A 14,679-nucleotide genomic window follows, 5' to 3' on the forward strand; every position below is an offset into this window, starting at 1 on the left:
TGCTGGCCTGTTGCAGCAAGCCTTGACGCACCGTAGCCACAGCAGTTTGCATAACGAACGGCTTGAGTTCCTCGGCGATTCGATCCTCAACTGCGTGGTGGCCTCGGTCCTCTACGAGCGCTTCAACGCGCTCGACGAAGGCGACCTGTCGCGCCTGCGCGCCAACCTGGTCAAGCAGCAGTCGCTGTACGAAATCGCGCAGAAGCTCGAGCTGTCGCAGTTCCTGCGCCTGGGCGAGGGCGAACTGAAGTCGGGCGGTTTCCGCCGTCCGTCGATCCTCGCCGATACCCTCGAAGCGCTGCTCGGCGCGATCTTCCTCGACGCCGGCTTCAACGCCGCGCGCGACGTGATCCGCGCCTTCTACATCCCGATCCTCGACACGGTCGACCCGCGCACGCTCGGCAAGGACGCCAAGACCCTGCTGCAGGAATTTTTGCAAAGTAAAAAAATCTCGCTGCCGACCTATAACGTCGTCGCCACCCACGGCGCCGCGCACAGCCAGGAATTCGAGATCGAATGCCTGGTGCCCAAGCTCGGCATCCAGGTGTACGGCCGTGGCGGCAGCCGCCGCGCCGGCGAGCAGGCCGCGGCCCGCCTCGCGCTCGACGCCGCCGAACAGGCGCTGGCCAAAGCGCCAGGCGGCGCACGCAAGTCCAAACCACGCACCGCCCAGCTCAAGCTGGCCGGCATCGCCACCATCCAGAGCAGCGAAGCGCCGGCCGACGTGCCAGCCAACGCCGCTGCCGATGGCAAGGCTCCGAAACAAACGCATCCAGAAACGAAGTCAGCATGAACACCACAAGCACCCCAGACAACTTCCGCTGTGGCTATATCGCCATCGTCGGCCGCCCGAACGTCGGCAAATCGACCCTGATGAACCAGCTGATCGGCGCCAAGGTGTCGATCACCTCGCGCAAGGCGCAGACCACGCGCCACCGCATCACCGGCATCCAGACGCTGGACGACGCGCAATTCATCTACGTCGACACGCCGGGCTTCCAGACGCGCCACTCGAACGCGCTGAATAACACGCTGAACAAGACGGTCACGAACACCCTGGTCTCGGCCGACGTCATTTTGTACCTGATCGAAGCGGGCACCTTCGGCCCGGCCGACCAGCAAGTGATCGACCTGCTGCCGCCGGACGTGCCGGTGATCCTGGTGATCAACAAGGCCGACCGCGTCAAGGACAAGGCGGCGCTGATGCCGTTCGCGCAGAACGTCGCCTCGAAATTCAGTTTCGCCGCGATCGTGCCGGTGTCGGCCAAGCTGCGCTTCCAGCTCGACGCGCTGCAAAACGAAATCAAGCGTTTCATGCCTGAGAACCCGCCGGTGTTCGGCCCGGACGACATTACCGACCGCAGCGAGAAATTCCTCGCCTCGGAAATCGTGCGCGAAAAGCTGTTCCGTTTAGTGGGCGACGAACTGCCTTACACCAGCACCGTCATGATCGAGAAGTTCGAGCAGGAGGGCGACCTGCGCCGCATCTTCGCCGTCATCCTGGTCGAACGCGACACGCAAAAGTCGATGGTCATCGGGAACAAGGGCGCGCGCCTGAAGGAAGTCTCGACCCAGGCCAGGCTCGACATGGAAAAGCTGTTCGGCGGCCCGGTGTATCTCGAGATCTGGGTCAAGGTCAGGTCCGGCTGGGCCGACAACGAAGCAGGCCTGCGCGCCTACGGCTACGAGTAAGCGCACGAGGCCACCAAGCAGGCATGCCGACCCTCGACGCCGATACGACTGTCACCGCGCCTGCGCCGCGGCGTTTGCGCGCCCCGGCGCGCGACCACCGGATCCTCGGCCAGCCCGGATTCGTCCTGCACAGCTATCCGTATAAAGAAACCAGCCTGATCGTCGACCTGTTCACGCGCGACTTCGGGCGTATCGGCGTGGTGGCGAAAGGCGCCAAGCGCCCGCACTCCCAGCTGCGCGGCGCGCTGCAAACCTTCCAGCCGCTGTCCACCTCGTGGAGCGGCAAATCCGAACTGCGCACGCTGATCGACGCCGAGTGGGTAGGCGGCATGCTCCCGCTCGAAAAGACCGCGCTGCTGTGCGGCTTTTACCTGAACGAACTGCTGGTCAAGCTGCTCGCGCGCGACGACCCGCATCCCGTATTGTTCGACCAGTACGTCTCCACCCTGAACCAGCTGGCCCACAACGAACCTGCGCAGACGGTCTTGCGAAAATTCGAACGGGCCTTACTTAAGGAGACTGGCGTCGCCGCCGACCTGACCCGCTGCACCAGCACGCGCGGGCCGGTGGGCGCGACCCAGGACTACGTGGTCGATCCCGAGCGCGGACCGCGCGTTGCGCGCGTCTCCGACACCTGGCCTGTCGTCAGCGGCAAGACGCTGATCGACATGGAAAATGAAGATTACCTCGACCCGGTCACGCAGATGCAAAGCAAGCAGCTGATGCGCTTTTTGCTCGCCTACCAGCTGGGCGGCGCAACGTTGAACACCCGCCAGATCCTGATCGACCTGATGCAGCTATAGTTAACCAAGAAAAAACGCCATGAGCTTCCTGCAACCTACCGGCCCTGTCATCGACCTGGGCGTCAACATCGACCACGTGGCGACACTGCGCAATGCGCGCGGCACCGTCTACCCGGACCCTGTGCGCGCGGCGCTGCTGGCCGAACAGGCCGGCGCCGACGTCATCACGCTGCACCTGCGCGAGGACCGCCGCCACATCAAGGACGCCGACGTGGTCGCGATCCGCCCGCAGCTGATGACGCGCATGAACCTGGAAGCCGCGGTAACGCAGGAGATGATCGACTTCGCATGTTCGATCCGCCCGCAGGATGTTTGCCTGGTGCCCGAGCGGCGCGAGGAAGTCACGACCGAAGGCGGGCTCGATGTGCTGCGCTACTACAACGAGGTCGAGGCAGCCGTCAAGCAGCTGCAGGCCGAAGGCATCCGTGTCAGCCTGTTCATCGACGCCGACGCGCAGCAGATCGCCGCGGCAGCGGCAGTCGGCGCGCCTGTGATCGAACTGCACACCGGCCGCTACGCTGAAGCGCATGGCGCCGAACTGGCGTTTGAACTGGACCGCATCAAGGCAGGCGCGCGCGTCGGCGTCGAGCATGGCCTGAAGGTTAACGCAGGCCACGGCCTGCACTACACCAACGTGCAGGCGATCGCCGCGATTGGTGACATCGGCGAGCTGAATATCGGCCACGCGATGGTCGCCCACGCGGTGTTCGCGGGCTGGGAAAACGCGGTGCGCGAAATGAAGGCGATTATGGTCGCCGCGCGCCTCGGCGTATCGCTGGCGCAGGTAAAATGATTTACGGGATCGGCACCGACATCGTCCAGATCTCGCGCATCGAGGCAGCCCTCGCGCGCAACGGCGACCGTTTCGCCGGGAAGATCCTGGGCCCGGAGGAGCTGGTCAAATTCCACGCCCGCCGCGCCAAGCACGAGTTGCGCGGGATGCGTTTCCTGGCCACGCGGTTCTCGGCCAAGGAAGCCTTTTCGAAGGCGATCGGGCTGGGCATGCGCATGCCGATGACGTGGCGCTCCGCGCAAATGCTGAACGCCCCCGGCGGCAAGCCGGTGATCGTCTGCAGCGGCAAGCTGGAAGAATTCATGCGCAAGCACAGGCTCAGTGCACAGGTGACGATCAGCGACGAAGCCGACTACGGCGTCGCCTTCGTCATCGTGACGCAAGAGCCGGCAGCGACGAACAGCATCGAGTAAGCGAATGACTGAAGCCACCCCTGAAGCCACTCCCGGCGCGCTGCCGCCGCCAGCGCCGGGTGCCCGCGAACTGGTACTGGCCACGGTAACCAAGCTGCCCAACCTCCCGGGCGTGTACCGTTACTTCGACGCCAGCGACGCCGTGCTGTACGTCGGCAAGGCGCGCGACCTGAAAAAGCGCGTATCGAGCTACTTCCAGAAGAATCTGTCGAGCCCTCGGATCGCAATGATGGTCGAGCGCATCGCGCGCCTTGAGACCACGGTGACCAGCAGCGAAGCGGAAGCGCTGATCCTCGAAAGTAACCTGATCAAGTCGCTCAAGCCGCGCTACAACATCTTGTTCCGCGACGATAAATCTTATCCCTACCTGAAGATCAGCGGACAGGAAGTGCCGCGCATGGCCTACTACCGCGGCGCGGTCGACAAGAAGAGCCAGTACTTCGGGCCTTTCCCGAGCGCGTGGGCGGTCAAGGAATCGATGCAGGTGCTGCAGAAGGTCTTCATGCTGCGCACCTGCGAAGACAGCGTGTATTCGAACCGCACGCGCCCATGCCTGCTGCACCAGATCGGCCGCTGCAGCGGACCGTGCGTGGAAGCGATCAGCGTGGCGGACTACCGAATCGACGTCGACAACGCGGCCAAGTTCCTGCGTGGCCGCCAGTCGGAAGTGCTGGCGGACCTTGAAGCGAAGATGCAGGCGTTCGCGATGGACCTGAAGTTCGAACAGGCGGCGACGGTGCGCAACCAGATCCAGTCGCTGTCGCGCGTGCTGCACTCGCAGAGCATGGAGACCACCGGCGACGCCGACGTCGACGTCATCGCCGTGGTGGTGCAGGGCGGGCGCGCCTGCGTCAACCTCGCGATGGTGCGCGGCGGACGCCACCTGGGCGACCGCGCCTACTTCCCGGCGCATGTGATCGATGCGGCGGTGGTGGCGGAGTCGCCGATGGAAGTTGAAGTGCTGGCTGCCTTCCTGGCGCAGCACTACAGCGAGAGCTTCATCCCCGGCACGCTGATTCTGAATATCGAATTCGACCAGCCCGCCCTGATAGTCGCGCTGACCGAGCAATGCGGCCATCGCATCAACCTGATCTTCCAGCCGCAGGGGCAGCGCCGCCAGTGGCTGGAGCTGGCGCAGAAGGGCGCGGAGATCGCGCTGGCGCGATTGCTGTCCGAGCAGGGCTCGCAGCAATCGCGTACGCGCGCGCTGGCCGATGCGCTGTCGCTCGACGCCGAAGACCTCGACACGCTGCGCATCGAATGCTTCGACATCAGCCATACGCAAGGCGAAGCGACGCAGGCGTCGTGTGTGGTGTTCCATCATCACGCGATGCAGAACGGCGAGTACCGCCGCTACAATATCAACGGCATCACGCCGGGCGACGACTACGCGGCGATGCGCCAGGTGCTGCAGCGGCGCTACGAAAAGGTGGCGAATGGCGACGGCGTGATGCCGGACGTCGTGCTGGTCGACGGCGGCAAGGGCCAGGTCGAAATGGCGCGCCAGGTGTTCTCGGAGCTTGGGCTCGACATCAGCCTGATCGTCGGCGTGTCCAAGGGGGAAGGGCGCCGCGTGGGGCTTGAGACCCTGATTTTCGCTGACGGCCGCGCGCCGCAGGAACTGGGCAAGGAATCGGCGGCGCTGATGCTGGTGGCGCTGATCCGCGACGAAGCGCACCGCTTCGCGATCACCGGCATGCGCGCCAAGCGCGCTAAAACGCGCCAGACGTCGCGCCTGGAAGAAATCGAGGGTATCGGCGCCAAACGCCGCCAGCGCCTGCTGGCGCGCTTTGGAGGCCTGCGTGGCGTCATCGATGCGAGCGTGGAAGACCTGATGTCGGTGGAAGGCATCTCGAACCAGCTGGCCGAAGAAATCTACAAGCAGCTTCACTAAGCACCGCTAGTGGCGCTACGTACAGCCGTCCCGTATGCATGAGCTAACTGGTTAAAACACCAAGAGCAGGGTAGACTAGCGGCGCAAGTATTTCAAACGCTAACCAGCCTGTGCGCCCCCTTATGCCTTTTAACATCCCGATTCTCCTGACCTGGTTGCGTGTAGCGCTGATTCCCCTGGTTGTAGGCGTGTATTACCTCCCGCTCCACTGGCTGCCGCGCTCCGACCAGGACCTGGCCGCGACGCTCGTGTTCATCGTTGCCGCCGTCACCGACTGGTTCGACGGCTTCCTCGCGCGGCGCTGGAACCAGACCTCCGCCTTCGGCGCCTTCCTCGACCCGGTCGCCGACAAGCTGATGGTGGCGGGCGCGCTGCTGGTGCTGGTCAACCTCGATCGCGTCGACCACTTCATCGCCTTCATCATTATCGGCCGCGAAATCGCCATTTCGGCGCTGCGCGAGTGGATGGCGCAAATCGGCGCATCGCGTTCGGTGGCCGTCAGCTCGCTCGGCAAGATCAAGACCGCCGCGCAAATGACCGCGATTCCGCTGCTGCTGTTCCATGACCGCCTGTTCAACGTGATCGACACGCAGGCAGTGGGCGAATACCTGATGTTCGTCGCGGCGATCCTGACGGTGTGGTCGATGTTCTACTACATGCGCCTGGCCTGGCCGCTGATCAAGGAGCGGGGCGCGCTGTAAGGGCAGGGCGGATGACTCGGGAAAAATAGTTTGCGCAAGCAACCTTGACAACCCGTTTAGATCATCTATAATGCCTGCCTGTTGTGACGACGCGGGAGTAGCTCAGTTGGTAGAGCGCAACCTTGCCAAGGTTGAGGTCGAGAGTTCGAGACTCTTCTCCCGCTCCAGTTTTTCGGAGCAGTCGCCGTAGCAAAAGATGAACGTTATCCTTGGAAAGCTGGCCCGTTTCTGCGATAATCGTTGTCTTGCAAATGCGGGAGTAGCTCAGTTGGTAGAGCGCAACCTTGCCAAGGTTGAGGTCGAGAGTTCGAGACTCTTCTCCCGCTCCAGTTATCTGGAAGCAGTCGTGGTGTAGTAAATAGTAAGCTCCAATGCGGGAGTAGCTCAGTTGGTAGAGCGCAACCTTGCCAAGGTTGAGGTCGAGAGTTCGAGACTCTTCTCCCGCTCCAGAATTCCTGAAACTACGCGGCCAGGCCGCGTTTTTTCTTACAGCCCCTAAAAGCTGTGCAGCAAAGTTTCTGGCGAGGTAGCAAAGAGGTTATGCAGCGGCCTGCAAAGCCGTTTAGACGGGTTCGATTCCCGTCCTCGCCTCCAGAATAGCATGCTCAAGTTATGATGAATTGAGCTGACTAAAAAAAGCCAATCTCCATTAGGAGATTGGCTTTTTTGTATTGGGAGGACTGTGGCCACCCTCTGGAGAGTTCTGGGTAGTCGCTGATGGGGTCCCACACCCGGCTATTTGCCAGGCGCCGTCATCGCGACGCGAAAGCCGATGCTGATGCCACGAAAGTTGGGTTCGTACTCTTTGCGAAATGCGGAACGCCAACTGTCCGATGTCTCGTGCCAGCTGCTTTGTAGATGGCATTGGCGACCGCCGCGCCGACGCCGCACATGCCAAGCTCGCCAACGCCCTTGGCCTTCATCGGTGACGACATCGGATCGGTCTCGTCCAGGAAAACGACTTCCTGGTATGGGATATCCGCATGCACCGGTACTTCATAGCCGGCCAGGTCGTGGTTGACGAAGAAGCCGGCACGCTTGTCGACCACCAGTTCCTGACGAGAGCGCCGAGTTAGGCAAGAGACACAAGACGCCCCCCGAGGAGGCATGCAGACCAGCGTCACGGTGGATGTTGAGCGCGAGGTGGAAACGTTATGGAAAGACGATTTTTTGAACAGGTCTTTATCAAAGCGCGGCAATTATCAACACTGCGCCGATAATGGCGACTGCGTCCTCAACCAGCGCCGCAGGCCGGTCTCTTCCAAAACTTGCAGCAAGTCGTGCGCGGGCCGTGGCGCCGCCCAACGTGCCCACCACTGCACCCATTGCGCCAAGGATCGCGCCGACGATCCATAACCCAGCACTGGTGCCGATCGTTGCACCGGCAAGCCCTCCGAGCAGGACGCGGGTTCCGAATTGGACCGGCACCTTGCGGCTCGGAGTCGTGGGCAGTTGGTCGGTAATCAGCTCCCCCACCGCCATAATGCTGAATATCCTAAACGTCGCCGATGCAGACAGTGCGTTCCGTCATGCCCACGGTGGAGATGTTTTCTCCGAACGCGCCTGGCAGTAGCGCGACCGGGGAGCCTGGGAACTGTGCGCGCCACAGTGCGTAATGTTCGCTCGCATAATGGTGGACCGCTTTTTCGGGCCCGCCGTGGAACACCTTGTCGCCCTGTTCATCGCCCTCGAGGCCCGAACGGGACAGCATCACCGGCCCTTCGCGCGATGTGTTGATGATCCCGCTCAGCACAGGCACATCTCCGACGCCGGCCATGGGCCTGGCACGGCCGGTGAACAGGGAATCAATGGCAGTAGACGTGTGCATCCGGCGCATCGCAAAGTCAGTGATGACCTGCACCAATATCGGCGATGTCTGAATGCGGCGTGACGGGAATCACGGTCGCGCCGAGCACCAGACTTGGCAGGACAGTGATGCCGCGCGCGACTGCCGCATCTTTCAACTCAGGCCTCATGCCCAGGTCGATCACCGTCAGTCCGGGCATCGATAGTCCCAGCGTCTGGGCGATGTCGAGGCAGACGTTGCAGCCGTCATGGAACAGCACCTGTGGGTTGTTGGCGCCCTCATCGCCAGCCGTGGACGCGGCGCCAATTCCGGCCAGCCAGCCCGCCAGCAAGGCCTGGCCAGATCGCACCAGCGCGTCGCCGTGGAAAAGCGTCTCGTCGCGCAAGCGTTGCAGGTCGATCCTTGCGTGCGCCAGTTCCGCCGCGTGGCCGGCAAGCCACTCTTCAAGCGACGCCGGCTGGAACTCTGCATGGAACTGAATGGCCAGCGCATGCGAACCCACCTGGAAGCCCTGGCATGGTGTGCCATCGGTAGCAGCGGCGCTGGCGAGCCCTGGCGGCAGCACGATGTTGTCGCCGTGCCAGTGCAGTACGGAGACGCCATCGATGGCTTTGAATTCACTATCTTGATCGGCGATGTTGAGGGTCGACCAGCCGATTTCCGGCGCAGCTGACCCGGCCGGACCAGTCCTGCGTTCGACTCGACCGCCGAGGGCGACAGCCATCAGTTGGGCGCCGAGGCAGACACCCAGCGTCGGACGCTGTAGTGACAGCCTCAGCGACAAGCCAGCGAGTTCATCGCGCAGCCAGGGATAGGCGTCGCTGTCGCCGGCGCCGATCGGGCCCCCAAGGATGACGACCAGATCGATGTCGCGCCATTCCGCGTCGGACAGCGGCGCCGATCCGGCATGGCGATAGCTAACGTCATATCCATGACGCTCCAGCGGCTCGGCAAAACTGCCGAGATCTTCAAAGCGGACGTGGTACAGGGCGATACACTTCATTATTGACCTCTTAAATTTGGCAACCGTCGTCGTCGCACTGTGGAGCGGCAGGGGTTTCGTGAAGCAGTTCGGCAATCCGCGCGCCCACTTGCATGTCGTCGGCCATGCCGAACTGCTGGTGCCGCAATACGCCTTGGCGGTCGATCAGCAGCAGGGTAGGGGTGCCGCGCATCTGGTACTTCTCCATGGTGCGTGGGATGCGCCCGGTGTCGGATGGCCGATCAATACCGACCGGGAAATCAATCCGGTATTCATGGATGAAGGCCTCCAGCGCCGCGGCGCCCATCACGGCGTGGTGCTCGAACACGGTATGCAACCCGAGCACCTCGACCTGATCGGCTGGAAAGACCGAACGGATTTTCTTGGCCTGCGGGATGCCGTGCGAAACGCAGCCTGGGCACAGCATCTGGAAGGCGTAGACCGCGATGACCTTGCCGCGCAGTGCGGAAAGGCTGAGCGGAGCGGGCGTGTTCAGCCATGCCGCAACCTCGAGTTCGGGCGCGGTATGTTTGTCGGTCCGGGTGTTCATTTCGCGCGCAGCTTCACTTGTGGGAAGTCGACTGGAACATCGAGCGCGACATTCACGTAGTTGGTGAACAGGTTCAGGGCGATGTGCGCCATGATTTCCATCACTTCGCCCTCGGTGATGCCCGCAGCGCGCAGGGCGTCGACGTCGTCGGCGGCGATCTTGGCGCGCTGGCGCACGACGGTGGTGACAAACGACAGCACAGCTGCAGTCTTTGGATCTTGCGACTGGCCGGCCTGTGCGGCGCTCATTTCGTCAGCCGATGCGCCTGCCTGGCGGCCCAGTGCTGTGTGCGCGGCGAGGCAATATTCGCAATCGTTGATGTCGGCAACCGCCACCGCGATCTGCTCGCCGAGCTTGGCGCCCAGGGTGCCGTTGCCGAGCGCGCCGAAGGCCGACCACATGCTGGTCAGGGCGGCCGGCGAATTGGCGACTGCGCGGAACATGTTCGGCGTTGCGCCGAATGCGGCGTGGATCTGGCCGAGCAGTGGACGCGAGGATTCTGGTGCGGTGTCGGCGGTAGTGAGGTCGATGCGGGACATGGTAGTTCCTTTTTTAAAGTGGCCAATGTGGGAGTAAAGCGGGCTGGCTATTCCTGCTTTAGTAGGAGTCCTAACTAGATAGTGCAAAAAAAAAGTTACGCGAATGCTTCCCAGTTTTGCCGCTCGTTGACCGGATCGGTGGGCTGGTGTTCGGCGCAGTCAATCCTCAGGAACGATATCGGCAACGGGGCTTTCACCAGCGCGCAGTGATGCGGCGCGGGGCTGCCGGGGAACCGGTTCGCCTCAAAGAAGCGGCACGACAGGCAAGCGCGCAATGCCGGGAAGCGCTCACCCTTCTGCAGTTGGGCAATCAGTTTAAACAGACCAATGAGCAATTCTTCCTGAACCTTGCGCTCCAGAGCAGCGGCGGCATCATCGGCGAAGCTCAGTGCCTTCGACATTTTTTCGGTCAGCACTTCGCCTTGCGCGGTCAGCCACAGGGCGCTGGCGCGTCCATCATCCTGCGCACGGGCTTTGCGGACCAGGCCTTTACTGACCAGAGCCGATACCGAATCGCTGGCGCTGGCTTTCGATACCGACAGCTGCGACGCCAGCCAGGTTAATCGGACGCCCTGGGTGCGGTCCCTCAGCAAGTGAAGGATCTCGGCTTGCGTCGGATTCAGACTTTCAGCAGTCGCAAATTCCCATACTCCGGCCCGCATGACGCTCGACACGCGACCGATCGCCACGATGATCCGTGCCGATATATCTGGTGTGCCGTCCCACGGCGTTTCTGGTTTGATGTCCATGGTTTGAATTCTATCACGCGGACAAATTAAGTCAAGAGTCCTAACTAAAGGAGTTGGTGCGGGCAGAGATTGAACGCATGCCCGCAACGTTAGCAAGCGCTGGCGGAGATCGCCGAATTCGTGCCGCCCGAGTTTCACGCACAAGCCGGCGCCAGGTAGTTGCGCAGCAATGTCAGCTGCGGGGGCACACAAGAAATTGTGATGCCGTGAGCAAGAAATTCTCGTCTTTTCAAAGCGTCGCGCCTGTTGTACGGTGGAGTTCCTGCAACCCTCACGGGCGTCACCATGGCCTGGACTACCACGTGCCGTTCGGCGGGCGCAAAAATTCCAGCTACGGCGCGCGGGAACAGGGCACGTATGCGGCTGAATTATTCACCTCGGTCAAGACGGCGTAGATCGGATATTGACGGCGGCCAGGCCGCACCTTGCCTACCCGTCAAAACCAGTCTCGCCCAAGCTGCTCTTCAGGTAACCGACGAACGAGTCGATGCGGGCCGAGCGGGCGGTGTTGTGGTAATACACGGCATTGATCGATTGCCGGATTTCGACTGTGCGGTCTGGGAACAACTGCGTCAGTTTGCCCGTATGGCGGTCGTCCCGCGTCATGAAGTCGGACAGGCAAGCGATGCCGGCGCCGCTCAACGCCAATTGGCGCAAGGTCTCGCCGCTCGACGAGCGGATTGCGGGACGGATATGCAACGGCTGCCCGCTGTCGTCGAGCAGTGGCCATTCGTTGAGTGACTCAGGCTGGTTAAAGCCGAGTAGGGCGCGCTGCGCCAGTTCGGCGACGTTTGCTGGTACGCCGTGCGCGGCCAGATAGGCCGGGCTGGCCAGCACCCGGATGCGGCTGCTGCCGATCGGCGTCGCGTGTAGCGTCGAGTCCTTCAGGCGGCCGATACGGATGGCCACGTCGGTACGCCGTTCCAGCAAGTCGATGATGCCTTCACTGCTGTTGAGCTCAAGCGCGACTTGCGGATAGCGGGCGCGGTACCCGGCCACCAGGGGCGCGATCACGTGCAGCATGAAGGGCGACGCGGCATCGACCCGTAACTGTCCCGCCGGCATGCTGCGGCGGGCCGCCATCAATTCCTCGGCCGCTTCCACGGTGGCGATGATCTTGCGCGCTTGCTCCAGGTAGGCGCCACCTTCGTCGGTCAGTTCCATGCGCCGCGTGGTGCGGCGCATCAGCGTGGTCTTCAGTTTCTCTTCCAGGCGGCTCAGGGTGCGGCTGGTGGCGGAGATCGTTTGCCCCAGTTGCTCTGCCGCGGAGGTGATTGAACCACTGTCCACCACCGCGATAAAGGCCTGCATTTCGTCGAGTGTCGTCTTCATATTTTACATATTATCAAATATATTTTGCGAATACTCTGCTTTTTGAGAAAGAGTAAGGCAGGCACACTGGTCGCATTGATTGGTTCAGCCAGTCTGTTTCCCCTTCCTTCAAAGGAGTTTTACATGAGTATTCCATTATTCGGCGCGGGCACTTTCCGCTTGCAAGGGCAGGCCGTTATCGATTCGGTACGCAATGCGCTGGAGGTCGGCTATCGGGCCATCGACACCGCCCAAATCTACGCGAATGAAGCCGAAATCGGCCAGGCGATTGCCTCGGCCGGCGTGCCACGTGAGCAGTTGTTTATCACCACCAAAATCTGGGTCGCCAACTATGCCAAGGACAAGCTGATTCCCAGCCTGAAGGAAAGCCTGGCTAAGCTCCGCATCGACTACCTCGACCTGACCCTGATCCATTGGCCTGCGCCGGGCAATGGCGTGTCGGTGGAAGAGTTTATGACCGCGCTGGCCGAAGCGAAGCAACAAGGCCTGACGCGCCAGATCGGGATATCCAATTTCAACATCGAGAACGTGGCGCAGGCCATCGCCGTGCTGGGTAAGGATCTCATCGCCACCAACCAGATCGAACTGAGCCCTTACCTGCAGAACCGCAAGCTGGTGGCCTTCCTAAAGGAGCAGGGCATCCATGTCACCTCGTACATGACGCTGGCCTACGGCAAGGTGCTGCAAGACCCGGTCATCGTTGCGCTCGCCAGGCGCCACGACGCCACGCCGGCGCAAGTGGCGCTGGCCTGGGCGCTGCAACTAGGCTACTCGGTGATTCCATCGTCGACCAGGCGCGAGAACCTGGCCAGCAACCTGCTGGCGCAGCAACTGCGCCTGGGCGAGGACGACATGGCGCAGATCGCCGCGCTGGAACGGAACGGCCGGGAAGTCAGTCCGGCCGGCCTGGCGCCAGCCTGGGATTGAGGCCTGTCGAACCGGACCTGCTGCCAGCGCGGGCGACCATGTCAGGCCGCTGCACGAGACACTGCACGAGCTTGCGCGCTTCCCTGCAAATCATGCCGCTCCCCACACTTACTAATTGAGAAGGATTTCCATGAAAATCATCAAACCCTCTACCATGGCGCTCGTCATGGCCATCAGTAGCTCGTTCGCCATGGCCGCCGACGGCTGGTATCCGTCGGCCTACGGTCCCAAGGACGAGATCGGCGCCGCCAATCTGCTGAGCCCGGCGGTGGTCAGGCAAGCGGCCAGCCTCGTCAAGACCGGCAAGACGTATCCGCTGGCCGTGCCCGTCAGCAAGGACCTGCCTGCCTTCCGCCATCGTAGCTTCAAGCTGTACAACATCCAGCCGGGCGAGCAGGGCGGGCAGACGCTGGGGCCGAACAAGTTCAGCTTTAACGATGAATTGGCCGTCGCCTGGACCGGGGTAGGTACGCAACTGAACGGGATCGGCCACATCGGCATCGACAACGTCTATTACAACGGCAATAAGGCGCGGGATTTCGTCACGGTCGAAGGGGTGAAAAAGCTCGGCGTCGAGAAGGTTCCGCCGCTCGTGACGCGCGGCGTCGTGCTCGACATGACGGCCCACTTTGGCAAGGCGATCGTGCCCGGCGGTACGGTGTTCACCGTGGCCGATATCAAGGCGGTATTGAAGAAAGAGCACCTGGTCCTGCGCACGGGCGACGTCGTGCTGTTTAACACCGGCTGGCTGGAATTGATCGGTAAAGACGACAAGCAGTTCCTCGAAACGGAACCCGGCATCGACATGGCGGCCGCGCAGTGGCTGGCGGATCAAGGCATCGTTGCCTTTGGCGGCGACACCTGGGCTTCCGAGGTGTATCCCAATCCTACAGGCGAAGAATTCCCGGTCAATCAATACATGCTGGCCAAGCGCGGTATCTACAATCTCGAACTGATCGACAGCCGCGCATTGGTGCGCGATCAAGCGTGGGAATTTCTCTTTGTGCTGGGACAGCCGCTGTATGTGGGCTCCACCCAAGTCAACATCAACCCGGTGGCGATCCGATAATGACTACGCCAGCTCTTCCGCCGTTTGCCGGCCGCGGCTTTGTCGTCGCCTATCCCGGCCTGACCGCCCACAATCTCTATGCCGATGACGGCCGCAGCGTGCGCTACTTCATTACCGAAGGCGCATATGCAGGCGCGCAAGGCGTATCGCCGTTCGAATGGCGCGAGGTGGCCCCCGGCGTATTTTCGATCTCCTGGCAGGAGGCCAGTGGCGCAACCGTGGTCCACGTCGATGATTTCGTCCACGGCCTGTCCCAAACCTTCTTCACGACGCCAGATCTGCAGTTCTTCCGCATGCGGGGCACGTTGACGCCGCTGGCGCCATCGGCCGCCGCTTAAGCCAATTGGGCCGCCCTCGCCAGCTCGTTTTGCGCGGGTTCTGTGGATTGTGCGGCCGCCTTCCGCGTGGCGGCCGCATCCTCACCCCCA

The 14,679-nt window shown here is 62.2% G+C and carries 17 protein-coding genes, 4 tRNA genes and 1 pseudogene; 15 read left to right on the plus strand and 7 right to left on the minus strand.

From position 1 onward, the window contains the following. Positions 1-22: 22 nt before the first annotated feature. The 11 genes from rnc (at position 23) to HHL21_RS01545 (ending at position 6,890) form a co-directional block, all read left to right on the plus strand. A complete protein-coding gene (gene rnc, locus HHL21_RS01495) occupies positions 23-793 on the plus strand; it encodes a ribonuclease III (protein ID WP_370659649.1) in 771 nt (256 codons plus the stop codon). Continuing rightward, on the plus strand, positions 790-1,692 hold the full coding sequence (gene era, locus HHL21_RS01500) for a GTPase Era (protein WP_169463490.1): 903 nt from the start codon (positions 790-792) through the stop codon (positions 1,690-1,692). The genes rnc and era overlap by 4 nt, the downstream gene beginning before the upstream one ends. Before the next feature lie 23 nt (positions 1,693-1,715). Beyond that, on the plus strand, positions 1,716-2,495 hold the full coding sequence (gene recO / locus HHL21_RS01505; protein WP_169463491.1) for a DNA repair protein RecO: 780 nt from the start codon (positions 1,716-1,718) through the stop codon (positions 2,493-2,495). Positions 2,496-2,514: 19 nt separating this feature from the next. Next, entirely contained in the window at positions 2,515-3,288 is a 774-nt protein-coding gene (gene pdxJ, locus HHL21_RS01510) for a pyridoxine 5'-phosphate synthase (RefSeq protein ID WP_169463492.1), read from the plus strand. Then, a complete protein-coding gene (acpS, locus tag HHL21_RS01515) occupies positions 3,285-3,701 on the plus strand; it encodes a holo-ACP synthase (RefSeq protein ID WP_169463493.1) in 417 nt (138 codons plus the stop codon). Before pdxJ ends, acpS begins: the two co-directional genes overlap by 4 nt. Positions 3,702-3,705: 4 nt before the next feature. Continuing rightward, the gene (uvrC, locus tag HHL21_RS01520) at positions 3,706-5,595 is read left to right on the plus strand and encodes an excinuclease ABC subunit UvrC (RefSeq protein ID WP_169463494.1); all 1,890 of its coding nucleotides are present in this window, start codon (positions 3,706-3,708) and stop codon (positions 5,593-5,595) included. A 122-nt stretch (positions 5,596-5,717) separates the two neighbouring features. Continuing rightward, positions 5,718-6,296 carry a CDP-diacylglycerol--glycerol-3-phosphate 3-phosphatidyltransferase gene (gene pgsA / locus HHL21_RS01525; RefSeq protein ID WP_169463495.1) on the plus strand — a complete coding sequence of 193 codons (579 nt, stop codon included), beginning with the start codon at positions 5,718-5,720 and terminating at the stop codon, positions 6,294-6,296. Positions 6,297-6,387: 91 nt separating this feature from the next. Continuing rightward, positions 6,388-6,463: transfer RNA gene (locus HHL21_RS01530), tRNA-Gly, on the plus strand. Between the two features lie 86 nt (positions 6,464-6,549). Next, positions 6,550-6,625, plus strand: a tRNA-Gly gene (locus tag HHL21_RS01535). A gap of 44 nt (positions 6,626-6,669) precedes the next feature. Further along, positions 6,670-6,745: transfer RNA gene (locus HHL21_RS01540), tRNA-Gly, on the plus strand. 71 nt (positions 6,746-6,816) lie between these two features. Further along, a tRNA-Cys gene (locus HHL21_RS01545) sits at positions 6,817-6,890 on the plus strand. A 158-nt stretch (positions 6,891-7,048) separates the two neighbouring features. Here HHL21_RS01545 and HHL21_RS01550 read toward each other — a convergent pair. Next, positions 7,049-7,354: pseudogene (locus tag HHL21_RS01550) on the minus strand (hypothetical protein); the annotation flags it as partial. Between the two features lie 49 nt (positions 7,355-7,403). Here HHL21_RS01550 and HHL21_RS01555 point away from each other — a divergent pair. Beyond that, positions 7,404-7,652 carry a hypothetical protein gene (locus HHL21_RS01555; RefSeq protein WP_169463208.1) on the plus strand — a complete coding sequence of 83 codons (249 nt, stop codon included), beginning with the start codon at positions 7,404-7,406 and terminating at the stop codon, positions 7,650-7,652. 139 nt (positions 7,653-7,791) lie between these two features. Here HHL21_RS01555 and HHL21_RS01560 read toward each other — a convergent pair whose 3' ends face one another. The 6 genes from HHL21_RS01560 to HHL21_RS01585 all read right to left on the minus strand — a co-directional run bounded on the left by HHL21_RS01560 (position 7,792) and on the right by HHL21_RS01585 (position 12,255). Beyond that, complete coding sequence (locus tag HHL21_RS01560; protein ID WP_229495805.1) at positions 7,792-8,124, minus strand: MOSC domain-containing protein; 333 nt, start codon at positions 8,122-8,124, stop codon at positions 7,792-7,794. A gap of 16 nt (positions 8,125-8,140) precedes the next feature. Further along, positions 8,141-9,106, minus strand: coding sequence for a glutamine amidotransferase-related protein (locus HHL21_RS01565; protein WP_206085502.1), 966 nt, complete (start codon positions 9,104-9,106; stop codon positions 8,141-8,143). A gap of 10 nt (positions 9,107-9,116) precedes the next feature. Continuing rightward, positions 9,117-9,635, minus strand: coding sequence for a redoxin domain-containing protein (locus HHL21_RS01570; protein ID WP_169463496.1), 519 nt, complete (start codon positions 9,633-9,635; stop codon positions 9,117-9,119). Continuing rightward, positions 9,632-10,174, minus strand: a complete 543-nt coding sequence (locus HHL21_RS01575) for a carboxymuconolactone decarboxylase family protein (protein ID WP_169463497.1) — start codon at positions 10,172-10,174, stop codon at positions 9,632-9,634. The genes HHL21_RS01570 and HHL21_RS01575 overlap by 4 nt, the downstream gene beginning before the upstream one ends. A 95-nt stretch (positions 10,175-10,269) precedes the next feature. Next, entirely contained in the window at positions 10,270-10,923 is a 654-nt protein-coding gene (locus HHL21_RS01580; protein ID WP_169463498.1) for a MarR family winged helix-turn-helix transcriptional regulator, read from the minus strand. A gap of 429 nt (positions 10,924-11,352) precedes the next feature. Further along, entirely contained in the window at positions 11,353-12,255 is a 903-nt protein-coding gene (locus tag HHL21_RS01585; RefSeq protein ID WP_169463499.1) for a LysR family transcriptional regulator, read from the minus strand. A gap of 123 nt (positions 12,256-12,378) precedes the next feature. Between HHL21_RS01585 and dkgB the strand changes: the two genes are divergently transcribed. The 3 genes from dkgB (at position 12,379) to HHL21_RS01600 (ending at position 14,589) form a co-directional block, all read left to right on the plus strand. Then, positions 12,379-13,182 (plus strand): 2,5-didehydrogluconate reductase DkgB, encoded by an 804-nt coding sequence (dkgB, locus tag HHL21_RS01590; RefSeq protein WP_169463500.1) that lies wholly within the window; start codon positions 12,379-12,381, stop codon positions 13,180-13,182. Positions 13,183-13,336: 154 nt separating this feature from the next. After that, positions 13,337-14,251, plus strand: a complete 915-nt coding sequence (locus HHL21_RS01595) for a cyclase family protein (RefSeq protein WP_370659659.1) — start codon at positions 13,337-13,339, stop codon at positions 14,249-14,251. After that, positions 14,251-14,589, plus strand: coding sequence for a MoaF-related domain-containing protein (locus HHL21_RS01600; protein ID WP_169463502.1), 339 nt, complete (start codon positions 14,251-14,253; stop codon positions 14,587-14,589). The genes HHL21_RS01595 and HHL21_RS01600 overlap by 1 nt, the downstream gene beginning before the upstream one ends. Positions 14,590-14,679 lie beyond the last annotated feature (90 nt).

It is taken from the genome of Massilia polaris (assembly GCF_012927275.1).
Taxonomy (GTDB): domain Bacteria; phylum Pseudomonadota; class Gammaproteobacteria; order Burkholderiales; family Burkholderiaceae_D; genus Telluria_A; species Telluria_A polaris.